The sequence below is a fragment of the Nocardioides sp. genome (assembly GCF_034670285.1).
Classification (GTDB): Bacteria; Actinomycetota; Actinomycetes; order Propionibacteriales; family Nocardioidaceae; genus Nocardioides.
This window is the reverse complement of the sequence record NZ_JAXMNS010000017.1, coordinates 1-16,973: the sequence shown is the minus strand read 5'-3', so window position 1 is coordinate 16,973 and position 16,973 is coordinate 1. Positions and strand designations below refer to the sequence as shown.

17 protein-coding genes are annotated in these 16,973 nt (G+C 70.7%); 7 read left to right on the top strand and 10 right to left on the bottom strand.

What is annotated here, in order from left to right:
- Positions 1 to 583, top strand: a 583-nt coding sequence (locus VOI19_RS01895; protein ID WP_323791263.1) for an ATP-binding protein, incomplete at its 5' end; no start/stop codon positions are given.
- Positions 580 to 1,134, top strand: coding sequence for a hypothetical protein (locus VOI19_RS01890; protein WP_323791262.1), 555 nt, complete (start codon positions 580 to 582; stop codon positions 1,132 to 1,134). The genes VOI19_RS01895 and VOI19_RS01890, both read left to right, overlap by 4 nt.
- Here the strand turns inward: VOI19_RS01890 and VOI19_RS01885 are convergent.
- Together VOI19_RS01885 and VOI19_RS01880 are read right to left on the bottom strand one after the other, a co-directional pair.
- The gene (locus tag VOI19_RS01885; protein WP_323791261.1) at positions 1,082 to 1,510 is read right to left on the bottom strand and encodes a hypothetical protein; all 429 of its coding nucleotides are present in this window, start codon (positions 1,508 to 1,510) and stop codon (positions 1,082 to 1,084) included. The two genes, VOI19_RS01890 and VOI19_RS01885, sit on opposite strands and share 53 nt — an antisense overlap.
- Positions 1,511 to 1,541: 31 nt before the next feature.
- Entirely contained in the window at positions 1,542 to 2,621 is a 1,080-nt protein-coding gene (locus VOI19_RS01880) for an adenosine deaminase (RefSeq protein ID WP_323791260.1), read from the bottom strand.
- 56 nt (positions 2,622 to 2,677) lie between these two features.
- Here VOI19_RS01880 and VOI19_RS01875 point away from each other — a divergent pair, with 56 nt between their 5' ends.
- Positions 2,678 to 3,133 (top strand): MaoC family dehydratase, encoded by a 456-nt coding sequence (locus VOI19_RS01875; protein ID WP_323791259.1) that lies wholly within the window; start codon positions 2,678 to 2,680, stop codon positions 3,131 to 3,133.
- Here VOI19_RS01875 and VOI19_RS01870 read toward each other — a convergent pair.
- Genes VOI19_RS01870 through VOI19_RS01860 form a run of 3 tightly spaced genes read right to left on the bottom strand, consistent with a single transcriptional unit; the run spans position 3,130 to position 5,703 of the window.
- Positions 3,130 to 4,005, bottom strand: a complete 876-nt coding sequence (locus tag VOI19_RS01870; protein ID WP_323791258.1) for a hypothetical protein — start codon at positions 4,003 to 4,005, stop codon at positions 3,130 to 3,132. The two genes, VOI19_RS01875 and VOI19_RS01870, sit on opposite strands and share 4 nt — an antisense overlap.
- Complete coding sequence (locus VOI19_RS01865; protein WP_323791257.1) at positions 4,002 to 5,285, bottom strand: thymidine phosphorylase; 1,284 nt, start codon at positions 5,283 to 5,285, stop codon at positions 4,002 to 4,004. The genes VOI19_RS01870 and VOI19_RS01865 overlap by 4 nt, the downstream gene beginning before the upstream one ends.
- A 10-nt stretch (positions 5,286 to 5,295) precedes the next feature.
- Positions 5,296 to 5,703 carry a cytidine deaminase gene (locus VOI19_RS01860; RefSeq protein ID WP_323791256.1) on the bottom strand — a complete coding sequence of 136 codons (408 nt, stop codon included), beginning with the start codon at positions 5,701 to 5,703 and terminating at the stop codon, positions 5,296 to 5,298.
- Positions 5,704 to 5,880: 177 nt separating this feature from the next.
- Between VOI19_RS01860 and VOI19_RS01855 the strand changes: the two genes are divergently transcribed.
- The 4 genes from VOI19_RS01855 (at position 5,881) to VOI19_RS01840 (ending at position 11,137) form a co-directional block, all read left to right on the top strand.
- The gene (locus VOI19_RS01855) at positions 5,881 to 6,984 is read left to right on the top strand and encodes a BMP family ABC transporter substrate-binding protein (RefSeq protein ID WP_323791255.1); all 1,104 of its coding nucleotides are present in this window, start codon (positions 5,881 to 5,883) and stop codon (positions 6,982 to 6,984) included.
- A gap of 120 nt (positions 6,985 to 7,104) precedes the next feature.
- Positions 7,105 to 8,619 carry an ABC transporter ATP-binding protein gene (locus tag VOI19_RS01850; protein WP_323791254.1) on the top strand — a complete coding sequence of 505 codons (1,515 nt, stop codon included), beginning with the start codon at positions 7,105 to 7,107 and terminating at the stop codon, positions 8,617 to 8,619.
- Entirely contained in the window at positions 8,616 to 9,848 is a 1,233-nt protein-coding gene (locus VOI19_RS01845) for an ABC transporter permease (RefSeq protein WP_323791253.1), read from the top strand. The genes VOI19_RS01850 and VOI19_RS01845 overlap by 4 nt, the downstream gene beginning before the upstream one ends.
- Complete coding sequence (locus VOI19_RS01840; protein ID WP_323791252.1) at positions 9,845 to 11,137, top strand: ABC transporter permease; 1,293 nt, start codon at positions 9,845 to 9,847, stop codon at positions 11,135 to 11,137. The genes VOI19_RS01845 and VOI19_RS01840 overlap by 4 nt, the downstream gene beginning before the upstream one ends.
- 1 nt (position 11,138) lies before the next feature.
- Here the strand turns inward: VOI19_RS01840 and VOI19_RS01835 are convergent, their stop codons facing one another.
- The 5 genes from VOI19_RS01835 to VOI19_RS01815 form a co-directional block, all read right to left on the bottom strand.
- Positions 11,139 to 12,344: an amidohydrolase gene (locus VOI19_RS01835; protein ID WP_323791251.1), complete on the bottom strand. Its 1,206-nt coding sequence runs from the start codon at positions 12,342 to 12,344 to the stop codon at positions 11,139 to 11,141.
- Positions 12,345 to 12,354: 10 nt separating this feature from the next.
- Positions 12,355 to 13,119 (bottom strand): hypothetical protein, encoded by a 765-nt coding sequence (locus tag VOI19_RS01830; protein ID WP_323791250.1) that lies wholly within the window; start codon positions 13,117 to 13,119, stop codon positions 12,355 to 12,357.
- Positions 13,120 to 13,134: 15 nt separating this feature from the next.
- Complete coding sequence (gene meaB, locus VOI19_RS01825) at positions 13,135 to 14,139, bottom strand: methylmalonyl Co-A mutase-associated GTPase MeaB (RefSeq protein WP_323791249.1); 1,005 nt, start codon at positions 14,137 to 14,139, stop codon at positions 13,135 to 13,137.
- Positions 14,136 to 16,328, bottom strand: a complete 2,193-nt coding sequence (scpA, locus tag VOI19_RS01820) for a methylmalonyl-CoA mutase (protein ID WP_323791248.1) — start codon at positions 16,326 to 16,328, stop codon at positions 14,136 to 14,138. Before scpA ends, meaB begins: the two co-directional genes overlap by 4 nt.
- A partial coding sequence (locus tag VOI19_RS01815; RefSeq protein WP_323791247.1) for a methylmalonyl-CoA mutase family protein occupies positions 16,325 to 16,973 on the bottom strand: 649 nt, incomplete at its 5' end. The genes scpA and VOI19_RS01815, both read right to left, overlap by 4 nt.

Sequence of the window (16,973 nt, the reverse complement as noted above, 5' to 3'; positions counted from 1 at the left end):
GTCCGGCAAGTCACGTCTTGCCGCACGCACCGGACTCCCGGTGCTGCGGCTCGACGACTTCTACAAGGACGGCGACGACCCGTCACTCCCCCGGATCTCCGAGGGACGGGCCAACGCGGGCCTCGCCGACTGGGACGACCCTGCGTCGTGGCTGCTCGACGACGCGTTCGACGCCCTGGCAGCGCTGTGCCGTGACGGAGTGGCCGACGTCCCCGTCTACGACATCGCCACGAGCAGCCGCACGGGGTGGCAGCACCTCGACCTCGCGGGAGCCGGGCACTTCGTCGCCGACGGCATCTTCGCCCAGGAGATCGTGCCGCGCGCGGCCGAGGCGGGGCTCCTCGCCGATGCGCTCTGCCTTCGACAACACCCTGCGGTCACCTTCTGGAGGCGCCTCACCCGTGACCTGCGCGAGCACCGCAAGCCGCCGCCGGTGCTCGTACGCCGTGGGCTCGCGCTGATGCGCGCCCAGCGCGAGGTCATCGCCCACGCCGTCGCCCTCGGCTGCCGCCCGGTCAGCAACCAGCAAGCGCTCGCCGACGTCGCGCGCCTCACCGGGTCGACCGGGTCGTCGCGGGTGTGAACCCGCTCGCCGCCGGCCTGCGCCAGCCCGACGCCCGCTCCTGCGGCGCGGCGAGCGTGGTGATGGCCGGGTTGCTGCGAGAGCAGCGTGAAGCGAGCCCTGACGAGTTCCGCGCGGAAGTCCTGGCCTGTCACCAGAGGCTGACCGCTGCACACGGCGATGACGGCTGGCAGGTCCCGTGGCCCCGCGCGCTCGGCACCCCGCCCTGGGCGATCAAGCGCGAGCTGGAGGCGATCACCGGCCGGCAGCACGTCGTCCGCCTGGCCCGCTGGTCGCGGGCAGCGGCCTACGACCGGCTGCTCGCCTCGGGCGGAGCGCTCTACGTCGGCAGTCGGCTGCTCCCCCGCCACGTGCTCCTGGCGCTCGGGCCCGCACTCGGGGACCGCGGGGTGCTGAGCTGCTACCAACCCTCGAGGGGCACGGTGGTGAGCCTGCCGCGAGCGGAGTTCGAGCGCGGCCACCTCGGCGACGCCGGCTGGCCACACCCGTGGTTCACGGTCAGCCCGTCAGCAACCGCCGTACGACGAGCGCGCCCAACGTCGCGACGATGAACTCCTGCGGCATCCGGCGGGTCGACTCCCGCTGGATGCTCTTGTGCCAGTCATCGACGGGCACGGGGAAGGGCGAGCGACCGAAGAACAGCTCGCTCGGCTTGTCGGCGTCCGGGAAGCAGGCACCGAGCATCCCCGCGACGACGCGCGCTCGTCGCTCGGGGCCTGCTGCCTTGGCGATCACCGCCATCGTTGCGAGGCCGATCAGTCCGTCGGGCACCGCGACGCGCAGGAACACGTCGGGGTCCTGGTCGCCCCAGTGCGGCACGGAGTCGAGCGCGAAGTGCGAGGCGACGCCGACCGCGAACGCCGACACCGGTCCGGGTGCCGCGAGGCCGACGAGGGCGCCGGACACGACGTGGTTGGTGATCAGCACCCGGACCTCCCTGCGCTCGTCACTCAGGCCCTCAGGCCCGCAGGGCGGCGTACCCGGGCTTGATGACCTCGTTGATGATCGCGAGGCGCTCGTCGAAGGGCAGGAAGGCCGACTTCATCGCGTTGACCGTGAACCACTGGAGGTCGTCGAAGCCGTAGCCGAACGCCTCGACCAACGACATCATCTCGTCGGTCATCGACGTGCCGCTCATCAACCGGTTGTCGGTGTTGACCGTCACCCGGAAGCGCAGCTTGGTCAGCAGACCGATCGGGTGCTCGGCGATGGACGACGCCGCGCCGGTCTGGATGTTGGAGGCCGGGCACAGCTCGAGCGGGATCCGCTGGTCGCGCACGTAGGCCGCCAGTCTGCCCAGCTCGACGGTGCCGTCGTCGTTGACCGTCACGTCGTCGATGATCCGGACACCGTGACCGAGACGGTCGGCGCCGCACCACTGGAGGGCCTGCCAGATCGAGGGCAGCCCGAAGGCCTCGCCGGCGTGAATGGTGAAGTGCGAGTTCTCGCGCTGGAGGTACTCGAACGCGTCGAGGTGGCGGGTGGGCGGGTATCCCGCCTCGGCCCCGGCGATGTCGAAGCCGGCGACCCCGCGCTCCCGCCAGGCGATGGACAGCTCGGCGATCTCCATCGAGCGCGCCTGGTGGCGCATCGCGGTGAGGAGCTGGCGCACCACGATCGGTCGGCCCGCAGCCGTGGCGTCGGCGACACCGGCGTCGAAACCCTCCTGCACGGCCCCGACGACCTCGTCGAGGGTGAGCCCCTCGGAGACGTGCTGCTCGGGGGCGTAGCGCACCTCGGCGTAGACCACGCCGTCGGTCGACAGGTCCTCGACGCACTCACGGGCGACCCGGGTCAGGGCCTCCGCGGTCTGCATGACGGCCACGGTGTGGTCGAAGGTCTCGAGGTAGCGCTCGAGCGAGCCGGAGTCAGCGGACTCGGCGAACCAGCGGCCGAGCGACTCGGCGTCAGGGGCCGGCAGCTCGTGACCGATGGCCGCCGCGAGCTCGACGATCGTCGAGGGGCGCAGGCCGCCGTCGAGGTGGTCGTGGAGCAGGACCTTGGGAGCCTGTCGTACCTGGTCGCGTGTAGGTTCCATGACGCCATCCAACCACTGGTCCCTGACGAGACCCGATCCAGGCACAGGAGCCCCTCATGCGCACCTTCACCACCTTCGACGACGTCGCCGCCGCGGTCGGCGAGGAGCTCGGCACCAGCGACTGGCTCACCATCGACCAGGAGCGTGTCAACACCTTCGCCGACGCCACCGGTGACCACCAGTGGATCCACGTCGACGTCGAGCGCGCGGCCTCGGGCCCCTTCGGCGGCACCATCGCGCACGGGTTCCTGACCCTGTCGCTGATCCCGTTCCTCGGGGTCACGATCTTCGCCTTCGAGACCCCCGGGGCCAAGCTCAACTACGGCGTCAACAAGGTCCGCTTCCCGAACCCCGTGCTCGTCGGCAAGAAGGTCCGCTCGACGATCACGATGGCGGCCTGCGACGACCTCCCGGCCGGCAAGCAGGTCACGCTCAAGCACGTCATCGAGATCGACGGCGAGTCCAAGCCGGCCTGCGTCGCCGAGACCGTCGTCCTGCTCCTCGAGGGCTAGGGGCGAGCGGCCAGCGCGGCCGCGACCACCGAGGCGAACGCCTCGGCGACCTCGGGCACGACGTCGAGGTAGAAGCCCGGCTCGATGAGCTCGAGCTCGCTCACGACCGGACGCCCGTCCAGCTCCATCACGTCCACCCGCGCGTAGTCGAGGCGGTGGCCGAGGATCGCCTCGGCCGCGCCGACTGCGGCCAGCGCCAGGTCGGCGAGACCGGGCTCGACCGGGACGGCGCGGCTGGTGCCGCCGTGCTCACCGTGCACCCGCACCTCCCCGGCCGCCGGCAGCTTGTCGACCTGCGCGACGACGCGGCCGCCCAGCACCATCAGCGACGACTCACCCCGCGTGCGCACGGACTCCACGAGCGGCTGCACCAGCCACGGTCCCGCCGTCAGTCCGACCAGGGACAGGTCGTCGATGCCGCGCACGACCACGACGCCGACGCCGCCGGCGCCGATGCGTGGCTTGATCACGACGGTCCCCCAGCGCTCCAGGCCGGCCGTCAGCCCGGCCACCAGATCGTCGTCGCCCACCGCGATGCCGGGCACCGTCGGGACCGACCCGCCCAGCTCGTCGAGGTAGCCCTTGTCGAAGTTCCAGGAGAAGGCGTCATGGCCGTTGAGGAGCGGCGTGCTCGCCTCGACCTCGGCCAGCCACGACCGGAACGCCGGCAGCCGACGCTGGTAGTCCCAGGTCGTCCGGACGGCGACGAGGTCGACTCCGGCCCAGTCGGCGTCCGGATCGTCCCAGGACGCCCACGTGGCCTCGACGCCGTGACGCGCGAGCGCCTCCACGAGGAGGTCGCCGCCGTCCTCGCCCTCGGGAGCGAGGCAGAACGACGCCAGCAGGACCCGTGGCCGGGCGGTGCCGGTCATCCGACGCGGTCGATCACCAGCGGCGATGCCTTGAAGTCGTCACCCGAGCCGATGTCGTAGCCACCCTCGAGGGAGGCCAGTGCGCGGTCGAAGCGCGCCGGCTCGTCGGTGAGCAGCGTGAAGAGTGGCTCCCCCGCGGTCACCGTGTCGCCGGGACGGGCGTGCCAGACGACTCCGGCGCCGTCCTGCACGGGGTCCTCCTTGCGGGCGCGACCGGCACCGAGGCGCCAGGCCGCCATCCCGACGGCCATCGCGTCGAGGCGGGTGAGGACGCCCGAGGCGTCGGCGGTGACGACGTGCGACTCGCGAGCGGTCGGCAGCGCCGCGTCGGGGTCACCGCCCTGAGCGCGGATCATCGCCTTCCAGGAGTCCATGGCCGAGCCATCGGCCAGCGCCGCCGCAGGGTCGACGTCTTCGCGACCGGCGGCTGCGAGCATCTCGCGGGCCAGGGCGACGGTGAGCTCGACGACGTCGGCGGGTCCACCGCCGGCCAGCACCTCGACCGACTCGGCGACCTCGATCGCGTTGCCGGCGGTGTAGCCGAGCGGGGTCGACATGTCGGTGAGGAGGGCGACGGTGCGCACGCCGGCGTCGGTGCCGAGTCCCACCATCACCTCGGCGAGCTCGCGGGCGCGCTCGAGGTCCTTCATGAAGGCGCCGGTGCCGACCTTGACGTCGAGCACCAGGGCGCCGGTGCCCTCGGCGATCTTCTTGCTCATGATCGAGGAGGCGATGAGGGGGATCGCCTCGACGGTGCCGGTGACGTCGCGCAGGGCGTAGAGCTTCTTGTCGGCCGGTGCCAGGCCGTCACCGGCGGCGCAGATGACCGCGCCGACCGATTCCAGCTGGTCCATCAGCTCGGCGTTCGACAGCGCAGCGCGCCAGCCCGGGATCGACTCGAGCTTGTCGAGCGTGCCGCCGGTGTGGCCCAGGCCGCGTCCGGACAGCTGCGGGACCGCCACGCCGCACGCCGCGACGAGCGGGGCGAGGGGCAGGGTGATCTTGTCTCCCACACCGCCGGTGGAGTGCTTGTCGGCCGTGGGGCGGGAGAGCGAGGAGAAGTCCATCCGCTCGCCGGAGGCGATCATCGCCGCGGTCCAGCGCCCGATCTCGGGACGCTCCATCCCGTTGAGGAGGATGGCCATGGCCAGGGCGGACATCTGCTCGTCGGCGACGTCGCCGCGGGTGTAGGCGTCGATGACCCAGTCGATCTGGCTGTCGGTGAGTCGGTGGCCGTCGCGCTTGGCGCTGATGACCTCGACGGCGTCGTGGGCTGTCATGGCGCAGACCCTACGACCTGAGGTCGTCGGGCCCGAATGCCTGAGGCAGCACCTCCGCCATCGTCAGCACTCCCTTCGGCGTCTCGACCTGCAGGGCGGAGCCGCCGTTCTCCTGGAGCAGCTGCCGGCAACGTCCGCACGGCATGATCACCTCGCCCTGACCGTTGACGCAGACGAAGTGGGTCAGACGTCCTCCCCCTCCGGCGTGGAGCGACGACACGAGCCCGCACTCGGCGCACAGCGTGACGCCGTACCCCGCGTTCTCGACGTTGCAGCCGACGACGACCCGGCCGTCGTCGACCATCGCCGCGGCGCCCACGTGGAAGCCGCTGTAGGGCGCGTAGGCGTGCGCGGAGACCTCGGTCGCGGCAGCGCGCAGGGCGTCCCAGTCGAACCCGTCGCTCGAACGCTCGTCCACGTGCTGCTCCTTCGATGCCGCCTCAGCGAGCGGCGCGCAGGTTCCAGGTTGGTAACCGTTGGGTGATGGGGCCGGCTTTTGCACGACGTGGCCCCTGGTCATCGGCTACGTTATGCGATCGCTGCACCGCAACCCCGAGATGGTGCACGGAATCTTGGAGGCACCATCGTGAAGAAGATGAGGAAGTCCGTCGTCGGCGGCATCGCAGCCCTGGCGGCAACTACGGTCCTGGCCGGCTGCGGCGACGCGCCCGAGGAGACCACCACTGGTTCCGGCACCAGCGAGTCCGCTGGGGGCGAGCCCACCACCGACTTCCTCCCCTGCATCGTCTCCGACGCGGGTGGGTTCGACGACAAGTCCTTCAACCAGCTCAGCTACGAAGGTGTCGTCCAGGCAGCCGACGAGCTCGGCGCCGAGTTCAGGGAGGTCGAGTCCAACAGCGAGAACGACTACGGCCCCAACCTCGAGAGCCTCGTCTCCGAGGGCTGCGACGTCATCGTGACCGTCGGCTTCGCGCTCTCCGCGGCGACCGTCGAGTCCGCCTCGGCGAACCCCGACATCGACTACGTCCTCATCGACGACGCGGCCGACAACGACTTCGACGGCACCAAGGACGCCGACAACGTCAAGCCGGTCCTGTTCGACACCGCGCAGGCGGCCTTCCTCGCCGGCTACGCGGCCGCCGACTTCACCGAGACCGGCACCGTCGGCACCTACGGCGGCCAGCCGTTCCCGACCGTCACGGTCTTCATGGACGGCTTCAAGCAGGGCGCGGAGTACTACGCCTCCGAGAACGGCAAGGACGTCAAGGTCATCGGCTGGGACGGCAAGGAGGGCTCCTTCACCGGAGGCTTCGAGGCCAACCAGACCGCCACCACCACCGCCAAGCAGCTGCTCGACCAGGGCGCGGACGTCATCCTGCCCGTCGGTGGCCCGATCTACCAGGGTGCCCTGACGGCCATCGCCGACTCCGGCAACGACGTCGCGCTCGTCGGCGTCGACGCTGACTTCTTCGAGACCGACCCCAACACCCAGGACGTCGTCTTCACCTCGATCCTGAAGAACATGAAGGTCTCGACCTACGAGGCCGTCATGTCCGCGGGCAACGAGTCGTTCGACGCCGAGGCCTACGTCGGCACGCTGGAGAACGACGGCGTCGGCATCGCCCCGTTCCACAACTACGAGGACAAGGTCTCCGACACCCTCGCGGCCGACCTCGAGGAGATCCGCGCCGGCATCATCGACGGCTCGATCGAGGTCACGTCCTACCTCAACCCCTGATCGACCCTGATCGACCCTGATCAACTGAACCACCGCTGAACCCCGCGCAGAGGGGGGCCGACCCAGGTCGGCCCCCCTCTGACGCCTTGTTCGGCATCTTCCAGCCTTAGGATCGCCCTCATGCAGCTTGAACTGCGCGACATCACCAAGCGCTTCGGCGCCCTCGTCGCCAACGACCACATCTCCCTGACCGTGGAGCCGGGCGAGGTCCACTGTCTTCTCGGTGAGAACGGCGCCGGCAAGTCGACGCTGATGAACGTGCTCTACGGCCTCTACCAGGCCGACGAGGGCCAGATCGTGCTCGACGGCGAGGTGCAGAAGTTCTCCGGTCCCGGCGACGCGATCGAGGCCGGCATCGGCATGGTCCACCAGCACTTCATGCTCTTGCCGGTGTTCACCGTCGCCGAGAACGTCATGCTCGGCAACGAGAGCACCGGCTTCGGCGGGTCGCTCGACCTCGAGGCCGCCCGTGCACGGGTGCAGGAGATCTCCGAGCGGTTCGGCTTCCACGTCTCCCCCGACGCCGTCGTCGAGAACCTTCCCGTCGGCGTCCAGCAGCGGGTCGAGATCATCAAGGCCCTCTCCCGCGACGCCAAGGTGCTCGTCTTCGACGAGCCGACCGCGGTCCTGACGCCCCAGGAGACCGACGAGCTGATGCAGATCATGCGTCAGCTCAAGGAGTCCGGGGTCGGCATCGTCTTCATCACCCACAAGCTCCGCGAGGTGCGCGAGGTGGCCGACAAGATCACCGTGATCCGGCTCGGCAAGGTCGTCGGCGAGGCGAGCCCCACCGCCACCAACGTCGAGCTCGCCTCGTTGATGGTCGGACGGCCGGTCGAGCTGACCGTCCACAAGGAGGAGCCCGCCCTGCGCGACAACTCCCTGGTCGTCACGGACCTCACGGTCGTCGACGACGCCGGCATGACCCACGTCGACGACGTGAGCTTCACCGTGGCCGGTGGCGAGATCCTCGTCATCGCCGGCGTCCAGGGCAACGGTCAGACCGAGATCACCGAGGCGCTCCTCGGGCTGCAGCACCACGTGACCGGGTCCATCAAGCTCGACGACCGCGAGCTGGTCGGCAGGAGCGTGCGCAAGATCCTCGACGCCGGGGTCGGCTTCGTGCCCGAGGACCGGCAGAGCGACGGGCTGGTCGGCTCCTTCAGCATCGCCGAGAACCTGATGCTCGACCGCAGCCACGGCAAGACCTTCACCTCGTTCGGGTCGGTCCAGAAGAGCAAGCTCAACGCCTTCGCCCAGGAGAAGCTCGAGTCCTACGACATCCGCGCCCCCGGCATCACCACCCAGGCCGGCAAGCTCTCGGGCGGCAACCAGCAGAAGGTGGTCGTGGCCCGCGAGCTCTCGCGCGACCTGCGCCTCCTGGTCGCAGCGCAGCCCACTCGCGGAGTCGACGTCGGCTCCATCGAGTTCATCCACAAGCAGATCGTGGCCACGCGCGACACCGGGATCCCGGTCGTCGTGGTCTCGACCGAGCTCGACGAGGTCGCAGCCCTCGCAGACAGGATCATGGTCATGTACCGCGGCAAGATCGTCGGCATCGTGCCGGCCGACACCCCACGCGACGTCCTCGGCCTGATGATGGCCGGCGAGCGGCCGGCGGGGGTGGGCGCATGACCCAGGACACCGAGGCCCAGGCCTCCCCGCCGCCCGAGGACGACCACGTCCCCTCCCCCGGTGAGTCGCAGCACTGGCACCACGTGCTCCGCTCGATCACCACCGGCAACGCCATCATCGCGGTGCTGGCGATCTTCCTCGCGGTCATCGTCGGCTCCATGATGATCCTCTTCACCGACGACGAGGTCCGCGCCTCCTCGTCCTACATCTTCTCGCGCCCCTCCGACTTCTTCTCGGCCGGCTACGAGGCCATCAAGGGCGCCTACACGGCGCTCTTCCGCGGCTCGATCTACAACACCCGCGCCGACGACTTCACCACCGGCATCCGCCCCCTCACCGAGACGCTCAAGTTCGCCGGGCCCCTCATCGCCGCCGGCCTCGGCGTCGGACTGGCCTTCCGGGCCGGCATGTTCAACATCGGCGGGCGCGGCCAGATGCTGCTCGCGGGCGCTGCCTCCGGCTACGTGGCCATCAACGCCAACCTGCCCGGCCCGCTGCTCCTCGCCGCCGCCGTCGTGGCCGGGATGGTTGCCGGCGGACTGTGGGCCGGGATCGTGGGGCTGCTCAAGGCCCGCACCGGTGCCCACGAGGTGATCGTGACGATCATGCTCAACTACGTCGGCTTCTACCTGGTCTTCTTCATGCTCTCGCGCCAGGGCATCCTGCAGGCCCCCGGATCGGTCAACCCGAAGTCGGTGGCCATGCCCCAGGACGCCCGGATGCCGAAGATCCTCGGCGACGGCTACAACCTCCACCTCGGCTTCGTGCTCGCCCTCGTGGCGGTCGCGGTGGTGTGGTGGATCCTCAACCACTCCGCGATGGGCTACCGCTTCCGTGCAGTGGGCGAGAACCCCAACGCGGCTCGCACCGCCGGCATCAACGTCGGGCGCACCTACGTGCTGGTGATGGTGATCGCCGGCTCCCTCGTCGGGCTCGCCGGGGCCAACCAGACACTGGGCACGGTCCCGAACGGCGTGACCGTCGACCTCGACGCCAGCATCGGCTTCGATGCCATCACGGTCGCGCTGCTCGGACGCTCCCACCCGCTCGGCATCCTCGGGGCGGGCCTGCTCTTCGGCGCCTTCAAGGCCGGCGGCTTCTCGATGCAGGCTGCCGAGGGGATCCCGGTCGACATCGTCCTGGTCATCCAGTCCCTGATCGTGCTCTTCATCGCGGCCCCGCCGCTGGTCCAGGCACTCTTCCGTCTACCCGTGAAGGAGTCGGCGTGACCGCCCTCGACACGTCGGCCAGTGCTGCACCGGCCGCCACCACCCCCGCGACCCGCTCGGTCGTCAGCGCCAAGACCCCGATCCTGCTCAGCGTCATCACGATCGGGCTCGGCGCGATCCTGCTGCTCGGCAGCCAGGAGGGTGACACCACCTTCCGCCTCGCCTCGAGCAACGACTTCTTCGCGCTCCCCGAGGTCACCGTCCCGGCCAACGCCACCGGCTGGATGGCGGTGATCCTGATGGCCGTGGTGTCCCTCGAGGCCTGGCGCCGACTGCAGGTGACGCGCTCCGCGACCCCGCTCTGGATGATCATCGGCTTCTCGGTCGTCGCGATGACCGGCTTCCTGGCCTGGGCAGGAGCCGACGAGACGATCCCGGTGGTGGGGCTACTGGGTGGCTCGATCCTCCTGGCCGTGCCCCTGGTCTTCGGCGCCCTCGGCGGCGTCCTCGGCGAGCGCGCCGGGGTCGTCAACATCGCGATCGACGGACAGCTCCTCGCGGGGGCCTTCGCTGCTGCGCTCTTCGGCTCGATCACCGGCTCGGTGTGGGGCGGCCTGATCGGCGCCCTGGCCGCAGGAGCCCTCGTCGCGCTGATCCTCGGGCTCTTCGCCATCACCTACTTCGTCGACCAGATCATCGTCGGCGTCGTGCTCAACGTGCTGGTGATCGGGGTGACAAGCTTTCTCTTCACCCAGGTGATGGTGCCCAACACCGCCTCCCTCAACTCCCCGCCGCGCTTCTCGCGCATCGCGATCCCCGGCCTCTCCGAGATCCCTCTCGTCGGTCCGGTCCTGTTCCGCCAGACCGCCATCGTCTACCTGCTCTACGTGATGGTCGCGGTCGTCACCTGGTCGCTCTACCGCACCCGCTGGGGCCTGCGGGTGCGCGCGGTCGGCGAGCACCCCAAGGCCGCCGACACCGTCGGCATCAAGGTCAACCTGACGCGTTACCGCACGATCGTCCTGGGTGGCGCCATCGCCGGCATGGGCGGTGCCTTCTACACCCTGGTCTCGGTGCCGCAGTTCAACCGCGAGCTCACCGGCGGCGCCGGCTACATCGCCCTGGCCGCGGTCATCTTCGGCAAGTGGGACCCCATCAAGGCCACGCTGGCCGCGCTGCTCTTCGGCTTCGCCTCCAACTTGCAGGGCGTGCTCTCGGCCATCGGTTCACCGGTGCCGAGCGAGTTCATGCTGATGCTGCCCTACGTGGTCACCATCTTCGCCGTGGCCGGGCTGGTCGGCCGGTCACGCCCGCCGGCGGCGGTGGGACAGCCCTACCGGAAGGGCTAGCTCAGCCCAGGGCGAGCACGGCGGTCGCGGCGAGGATCGCGGCGCCGTGGCCGATCGCGCGCTCGTCGACGCGCAGGTCTCCCTGGTGCAGGTCGTACGACGCTCCTCCCGGGGTGCGCGTGCCGAGGCGGAACATCGCTCCCGGGACGTCGACGTTGTACCAGCCGAAGTCCTCGCCGCCGAGGCTCTGCAGCACCTGGCTGTGGGCGTGCGGCCCGAGCAACGCCGTGGCAGCGGCTGCGACCAGCGCGTTGCACCCGGGGTCGTTGACCACCGGTGCGACGCCCTGGAGGTAGTCCAGGCGCGCCGTGACGCCGTACGGCCGCACGATGTCGAGCACGGCCTCGCGCACGATCGGCTCGCACTGGGCCCACGCCGTGGCGTCGAGGATCCGCACGGTGCCGCCGATCATCCCGCTGCCGGGGATCACGTTGACCGCCGAGCCCGCCCTCATCACGCCCCACACCACGCTGACCCCGGCCCGGGGGTCGAGGCGCCGGCTGAGCACGGCGGGCAGCTCGGTGGCGACCTTCGCCAGGGCGAAGGTGAGGTCGCTGGTGAGGTGCGGCCGGGAGGTGTGCCCGCCGTTGCCCTCGAGGTGCACCTCGATCTTGTCGGCGGCACTGGTCAGCGCACCGGAGCGGAGCCCGACATGACCCACGTCGATGCCGGGCTCGCAGTGCAAGGCGAAGATACGCGTGACGTCGTCGAGCACTCCCTGGGCGATGAGCTGCTTGGCTCCCCCGGGCATGACCTCCTCGGCCGGCTGGAAGAGCACCCGCACGCGGCCGGGCAGCTCCCCGCGCTCGTGGAGCGCCCCGAGCGCCAGCGCGGCACCGAGCAGGGCGGTCGTGTGCACGTCGTGGCCGCAGGCGTGGGCGACCCCGGGGACGGTGCTCGCCCACGGCTCGCCGGACTCGTCGTCGAGCGGCAGGGCGTCGATGTCGGCCCGGAGGGCCACCACCGGTCCGTCCCCGGGGCCGAGGTCGGCGACGCAGCCGGTCGTGCTCAGACCGCGCAACGTCCACCCGGCCTGCTGGAGACGTTGGGCGATCAACCCCGTCGTACGGGTCTCGTGCCACGACAGCTCGGGGTGGGCGTGCAGGTCGCGGCGGAGCGCGACGAGGTCGCCGTCGAGGGCAGCGACGTGGGCGCTGATCCGTTCGATGGCGAGGGCGGTGTGGGAGGCGGCAGGGGGCTGGGACATCTTCCTCAACCTATCGCTGCGGGCGTACCTCGTCGTCGGGTGCACCGAAGCCGGCGAAGTCGACGTGCAGCCGGAATCCCGCGAGGTGGTCGATCAGCGCCACGATGAAGATCGAGAGCCCGGCCATCTCGGCGAGCTCCTCGACGGCAGTCATCGTGACCGACCTCAGGGTCTCGGTGCCGTTGGCCTCGTCTCCCGCACCGGCGAGCAGCTCGAGCCCGGCGGCCCCGAGCACGAAGACCACCCCACCGAGCACCAGCAGCGTGCGCGTGCGCGACGGCAGCGCGGCCAGCCAGCGCAGCTGCATGACGCCGACCACCGCCACGAAGGCAAGCGCAGGGAACACCCAGATGTAGTAGAAGAAACCGGTGGCACCGGTCATGTCGCGCAGGGCGGAGCCGAGGCGCTCGTGCAGCGACACGGCCTCGTCGATCGAGAGCGCGAGCATCACCACCGCCAACGACAGCCAACCCCGCGCGGGCGCGCCGGTCGAGATCGCCCGCTGGCGACCCACCAGGAGCACCAGCGCCGCGACGACGAAGAGCCCCGACCCGAACCACGTGGGCAGGCTGACCTCGTCGCCGACGTCCAACGCGGCGATCGACCCGACATCGGCTGCCCTCGTCGCGAGGTGCATCGCATAGCTGGCGAGGCTCAGGCCGAGCACGGCCACGGCGAGACCGATCGCGACCGGGCGTGCGCTCACCCGCCAGGCGAGCGAGTCGGTGGGCAGGTGCGAGCGAGTGTCCGAGGTGGCGTCAGGCTCGAGGGGCATACCGGAGTGTAGAGCTCAGCGCTGGTCGTACGCCGCGAGCAGCCGGTCCGCGGCCACGGTGGCGGGGAGGTCTCCACCCAGCACCTCGGCCCGCACGTCGTCGCGGATCGCCCGGACTCCCGGGGAGTGTCGCAGCCGCTGCTCCAGCTCGTCGCGCACCAGCGCCCAGGTGAACTCGAGCTGCTGGTCGGCCCGCTTGGCGGCCAGCCCGTCGGCCCCGAGGTGCTCGCGGTGGCTCAGGACGTGGTCCCACAGCTCGCTGACACCGACGTCGGTGAGGCCCGAGACCGTCACGACGGGAGGCGCCCACTCCCCGTGGCCGCGCACCAGGCGCAGGGCTCCGGCGAGCTCGCGCGCGGCGCCTCGCGCCTCCATCTCGCGGTCGCCGTCGGCCTTGTTGACAGCCACCACGTCGGCGATCTCGAGGATCCCCTTCTTGATGCCCTGCAGCTGGTCGCCGGTGCGGGCGAGGGTCAGGAAGAGGAAGGTGTCGACCATGCCGGCCACCGTGACCTCGGACTGCCCGACGCCCACGGTCTCGACGAGGATCACGTCGTAGCCTGCGGCCTCGAGCACGCTCATCGCCTGCACCGTGGCCCTCGCGACCCCGCCCAGGGTCCCCGCTGAGGGGCTGGGTCGAATGAAGGCGTGCGGGTCGACGCTCAACCGAGCCATCCGGGTCTTGTCACCCAGCACCGAGCCCCCGGTGCGCACGCTGGACGGGTCGACGGCCAGGACCCCGACCCGGTGACCGGCCGCGGTCAGCCGGCTCCCCAACGCCTCGATGAACGTCGACTTCCCGACGCCGGGAACCCCGCTGATCCCTACCCGCACGGCGGGTGAGTGGACCCCGGAGTCATCGGCGGCCGTGAGCGTCGTCAGCAGCTCACGCGCCGCCTCCCGGCGAGCGGGCTTGGCGGACTCCACGAGCGTGATCGCCCGGGCCACCGCGGCCCGCTGACCGGAGCGGATGCCCGAGACGAGCCCGTCGACGTCGACCTCGCGGCGCTGACTGGTCAATGGTCGAGCTGGGCGCGCAGCTTGGCCAGCAGGTCGAGCGCCGACTCGGCGATGACCGTGCCGGGCAGGAACACCGCGGCCGCCCCCATCTCGAGCAGCGTCGGGACGTCGTCGGGCGGGATGACGCCGCCGATGACAACCATGATGTCGTCGCGACCCTGCTCGGCCAGGGCCGACTTGAGCGCAGGGAGCAGGGCGAGGTGGCCCGCAGCGAGGGAGCTCACGCCGACGAGGTGCACGTCGGCGTCGACGGCCTGCTGGGCGACCTCCTCGGGCGTCGAGAACAGCGGACCCACGTCGACGTCGAAGCCCATGTCGGCGAAGGCCGAGACGATGACCTTCTGGCCGCGGTCGTGACCGTCCTGGCCCATTTTGGCGACCAGGATGCGCGGACGGCGTCCCTCGGCCTCGTCGAACTCGGCCGTCGCGTCGAGCACCTGCTGCACGAGAGTGCTCTCGCTGCCGGCGGACTCTTCCCTGTACACGCCGCTGATCGTACGGATCACGGCCTGGTGGCGGCCGTAGACCTTCTCCATGGCGTCCGAGATCTCGCCGACGGTCGCCTTCGCCCGAGCCGCGTCGACCGCGAGGGCGAGCAGGTTGCCGTCGAGCGACCCGGCGCTCGAGCCACCGGCGCCGCGCTCGGCCGAGTTGGTCAGGGCCTCGAGCGCACGTCGTACGTCGTCGTCGTTGCGCTCGGCGCGCAGCCGCTCGAGCTTGGCGATCTGCTGTCGGTAGACGTCGTCGTTGTCGACGCGGAGCACGTCGAGCTTGTCCTCGGCCGCGAGGCGGTAGGTGTTGACGCCGATCACCGACTGGGCGCCCGAGTCGATGCGGGCCTGGGTGCGGGCCGCCGCCTCCTCGATGCGCATCTTCGGGATGCCCTGCTCGATGGCCTTCGCCATGCCGCCGGCCTGCTCGGCCTCCTGGATGTGGGCCCAGGCCCGCTCCGCGAGGTCATGGGTGAGTCGCTCGACGTAGTAGGAGCCGGCCCACGGGTCGATGGTGCCCGTCGTGCCGCTCTCCTGCTGGAGCAGCAGCTGGGTGTTGCGCGCGATGCGGGCGCTGAAGTCGGTCGGCAGCGCGATCGCCTCGTCGAGGGCGTTGGTGTGCAGGCTCTGGGTGTGGCCCTGCGTGGCCGCCATCGCCTCGATCGCCGTGCGACCGACGTTGTTGAAGACGTCCTGGGCGGTGAGGCTCCAGCCGCTGGTCTGCGAGTGCGTGCGCAGGCTCAGCGACTTGGGGTTCTCGGGGTTGAAGTCGCGCACGAGGCGCGACCACAGCGCGCGGGCGGCGCGCATCTTGGCGACCTCCATGTAGAAGTTCATCCCGATCGCCCAGAAGAAGCTGAGGCGCGGGGCGAACTGGTCGATCGTCATCCCGGTCTCGAGCCCGGCGCGGATGTACTCCACGCCGTCGGCCAGCGTGTAGGCGAGCTCGAGGTCGGCGGTCGCCCCGGCCTCCTGCATGTGGTAGCCGGAGATCGAGATCGAGTTGAAGCGCGGCATCTTCGAGGAGGTGTAGCTGAAGATGTCGGAGATGATCCGCATCGACGGCGCCGGCGGGTAGATATAGGTGTTGCGGACCATGAACTCCTTGAGGATGTCGTTCTGGATCGTCCCCGCGAGCTGCTCCGGCTTCACCCCCTGCTCCTCGGCCGCGGCGATGTAGAGGGCCAGGACCGGCAGCACGGCGCCGTTCATCGTCATCGACACCGACATCTCGTCGAGCGGGATGCCGTCGAAGAGGGTGCGCGTGTCGTAGATCGAGTCGATCGCGACACCGGCCATGCCGACGTCACCGCGCACGCGCGGGTGGTCGGAGTCGTAGCCGCGGTGGGTGGCGAGGTCGAAGGCCACCGAGAGGCCCTTCTGCCCGGCGGCGAGGTTGCGCCGGTAGAAGGCGTTGGACTCCTCGGCCGTCGAGAACCCGGCGTACTGACGCACGGTCCACGGCTGGGTGGTGTACATCGTCGGGTAGGGCCCGCGCAGGAACGGGCTCAGGCCCGGCCACGTGTCGAGGGCGTCGAGACCCTCGAGGTGCTCGGGGCCGTAGACGGGCAGGATGTCGATGCCCTCGGGCGACGTCCACGGTGTGGAGGCTGAGCCTGACGAAGCCGCGGACGCGGAGCCGACCGGAGCCCCGTCACCCCGGAGCGGCATGCCGGCAAAGCTCTTCGGAACACTCATCGGCTCAGTGCCTCTCTCGTGCGGGTCAGGAACGCCAACGCGTCCACGCCCATCGCGCAGGCGTCGTCGGTGTAGTCGGTGGGCTTGCCGGCCACGATGACGCGCGTGGCGCCGGCCTCGCGCAGGGCGGCGGCGGCGGCCTCACCCCACTCGGCGTACGTCGTGTCGGCGCCGGCGAGGCACACCACCGGCTGGCCGTCGTAGGCGGACGTCAGGGCCTCGACGCCGTCGGTCGCACCGGCCACGTCGACGGCCACACCGCCGGCAGCGAAGAGGTTGCTGGCGAAGGTCGCCCGCGCGGTGTGCGAGGCGATCGTGCCCATCGTGGCCAGGAAGACCCGGGCCTGCGGCGGGGTGTCACGCAGCTCCTCGAACGCGGCTCCGTAAGGCCGGACGCCGTCGAAGGCTCCGTCGGGCGCGCGCTCGGGGAGCTCCTCGGCGAGGTGGGGGAACTCGGTGAGCCCGGTCAGCGGGCGCTTGCGGGTGGCGACCTGCTGGTCGCGCACGGCGACGACCTCGGCGATGGCGGCGTCCAGGTCGGCACCCGCCTCCAGGTCACCGAGCACGGCCCACCCGGCGGCAGCGAGGTCGGCGGTGAGCTTCTCGACGGCGTACGAGCCACCCGCCGGGTCGGCGACCTTGGCG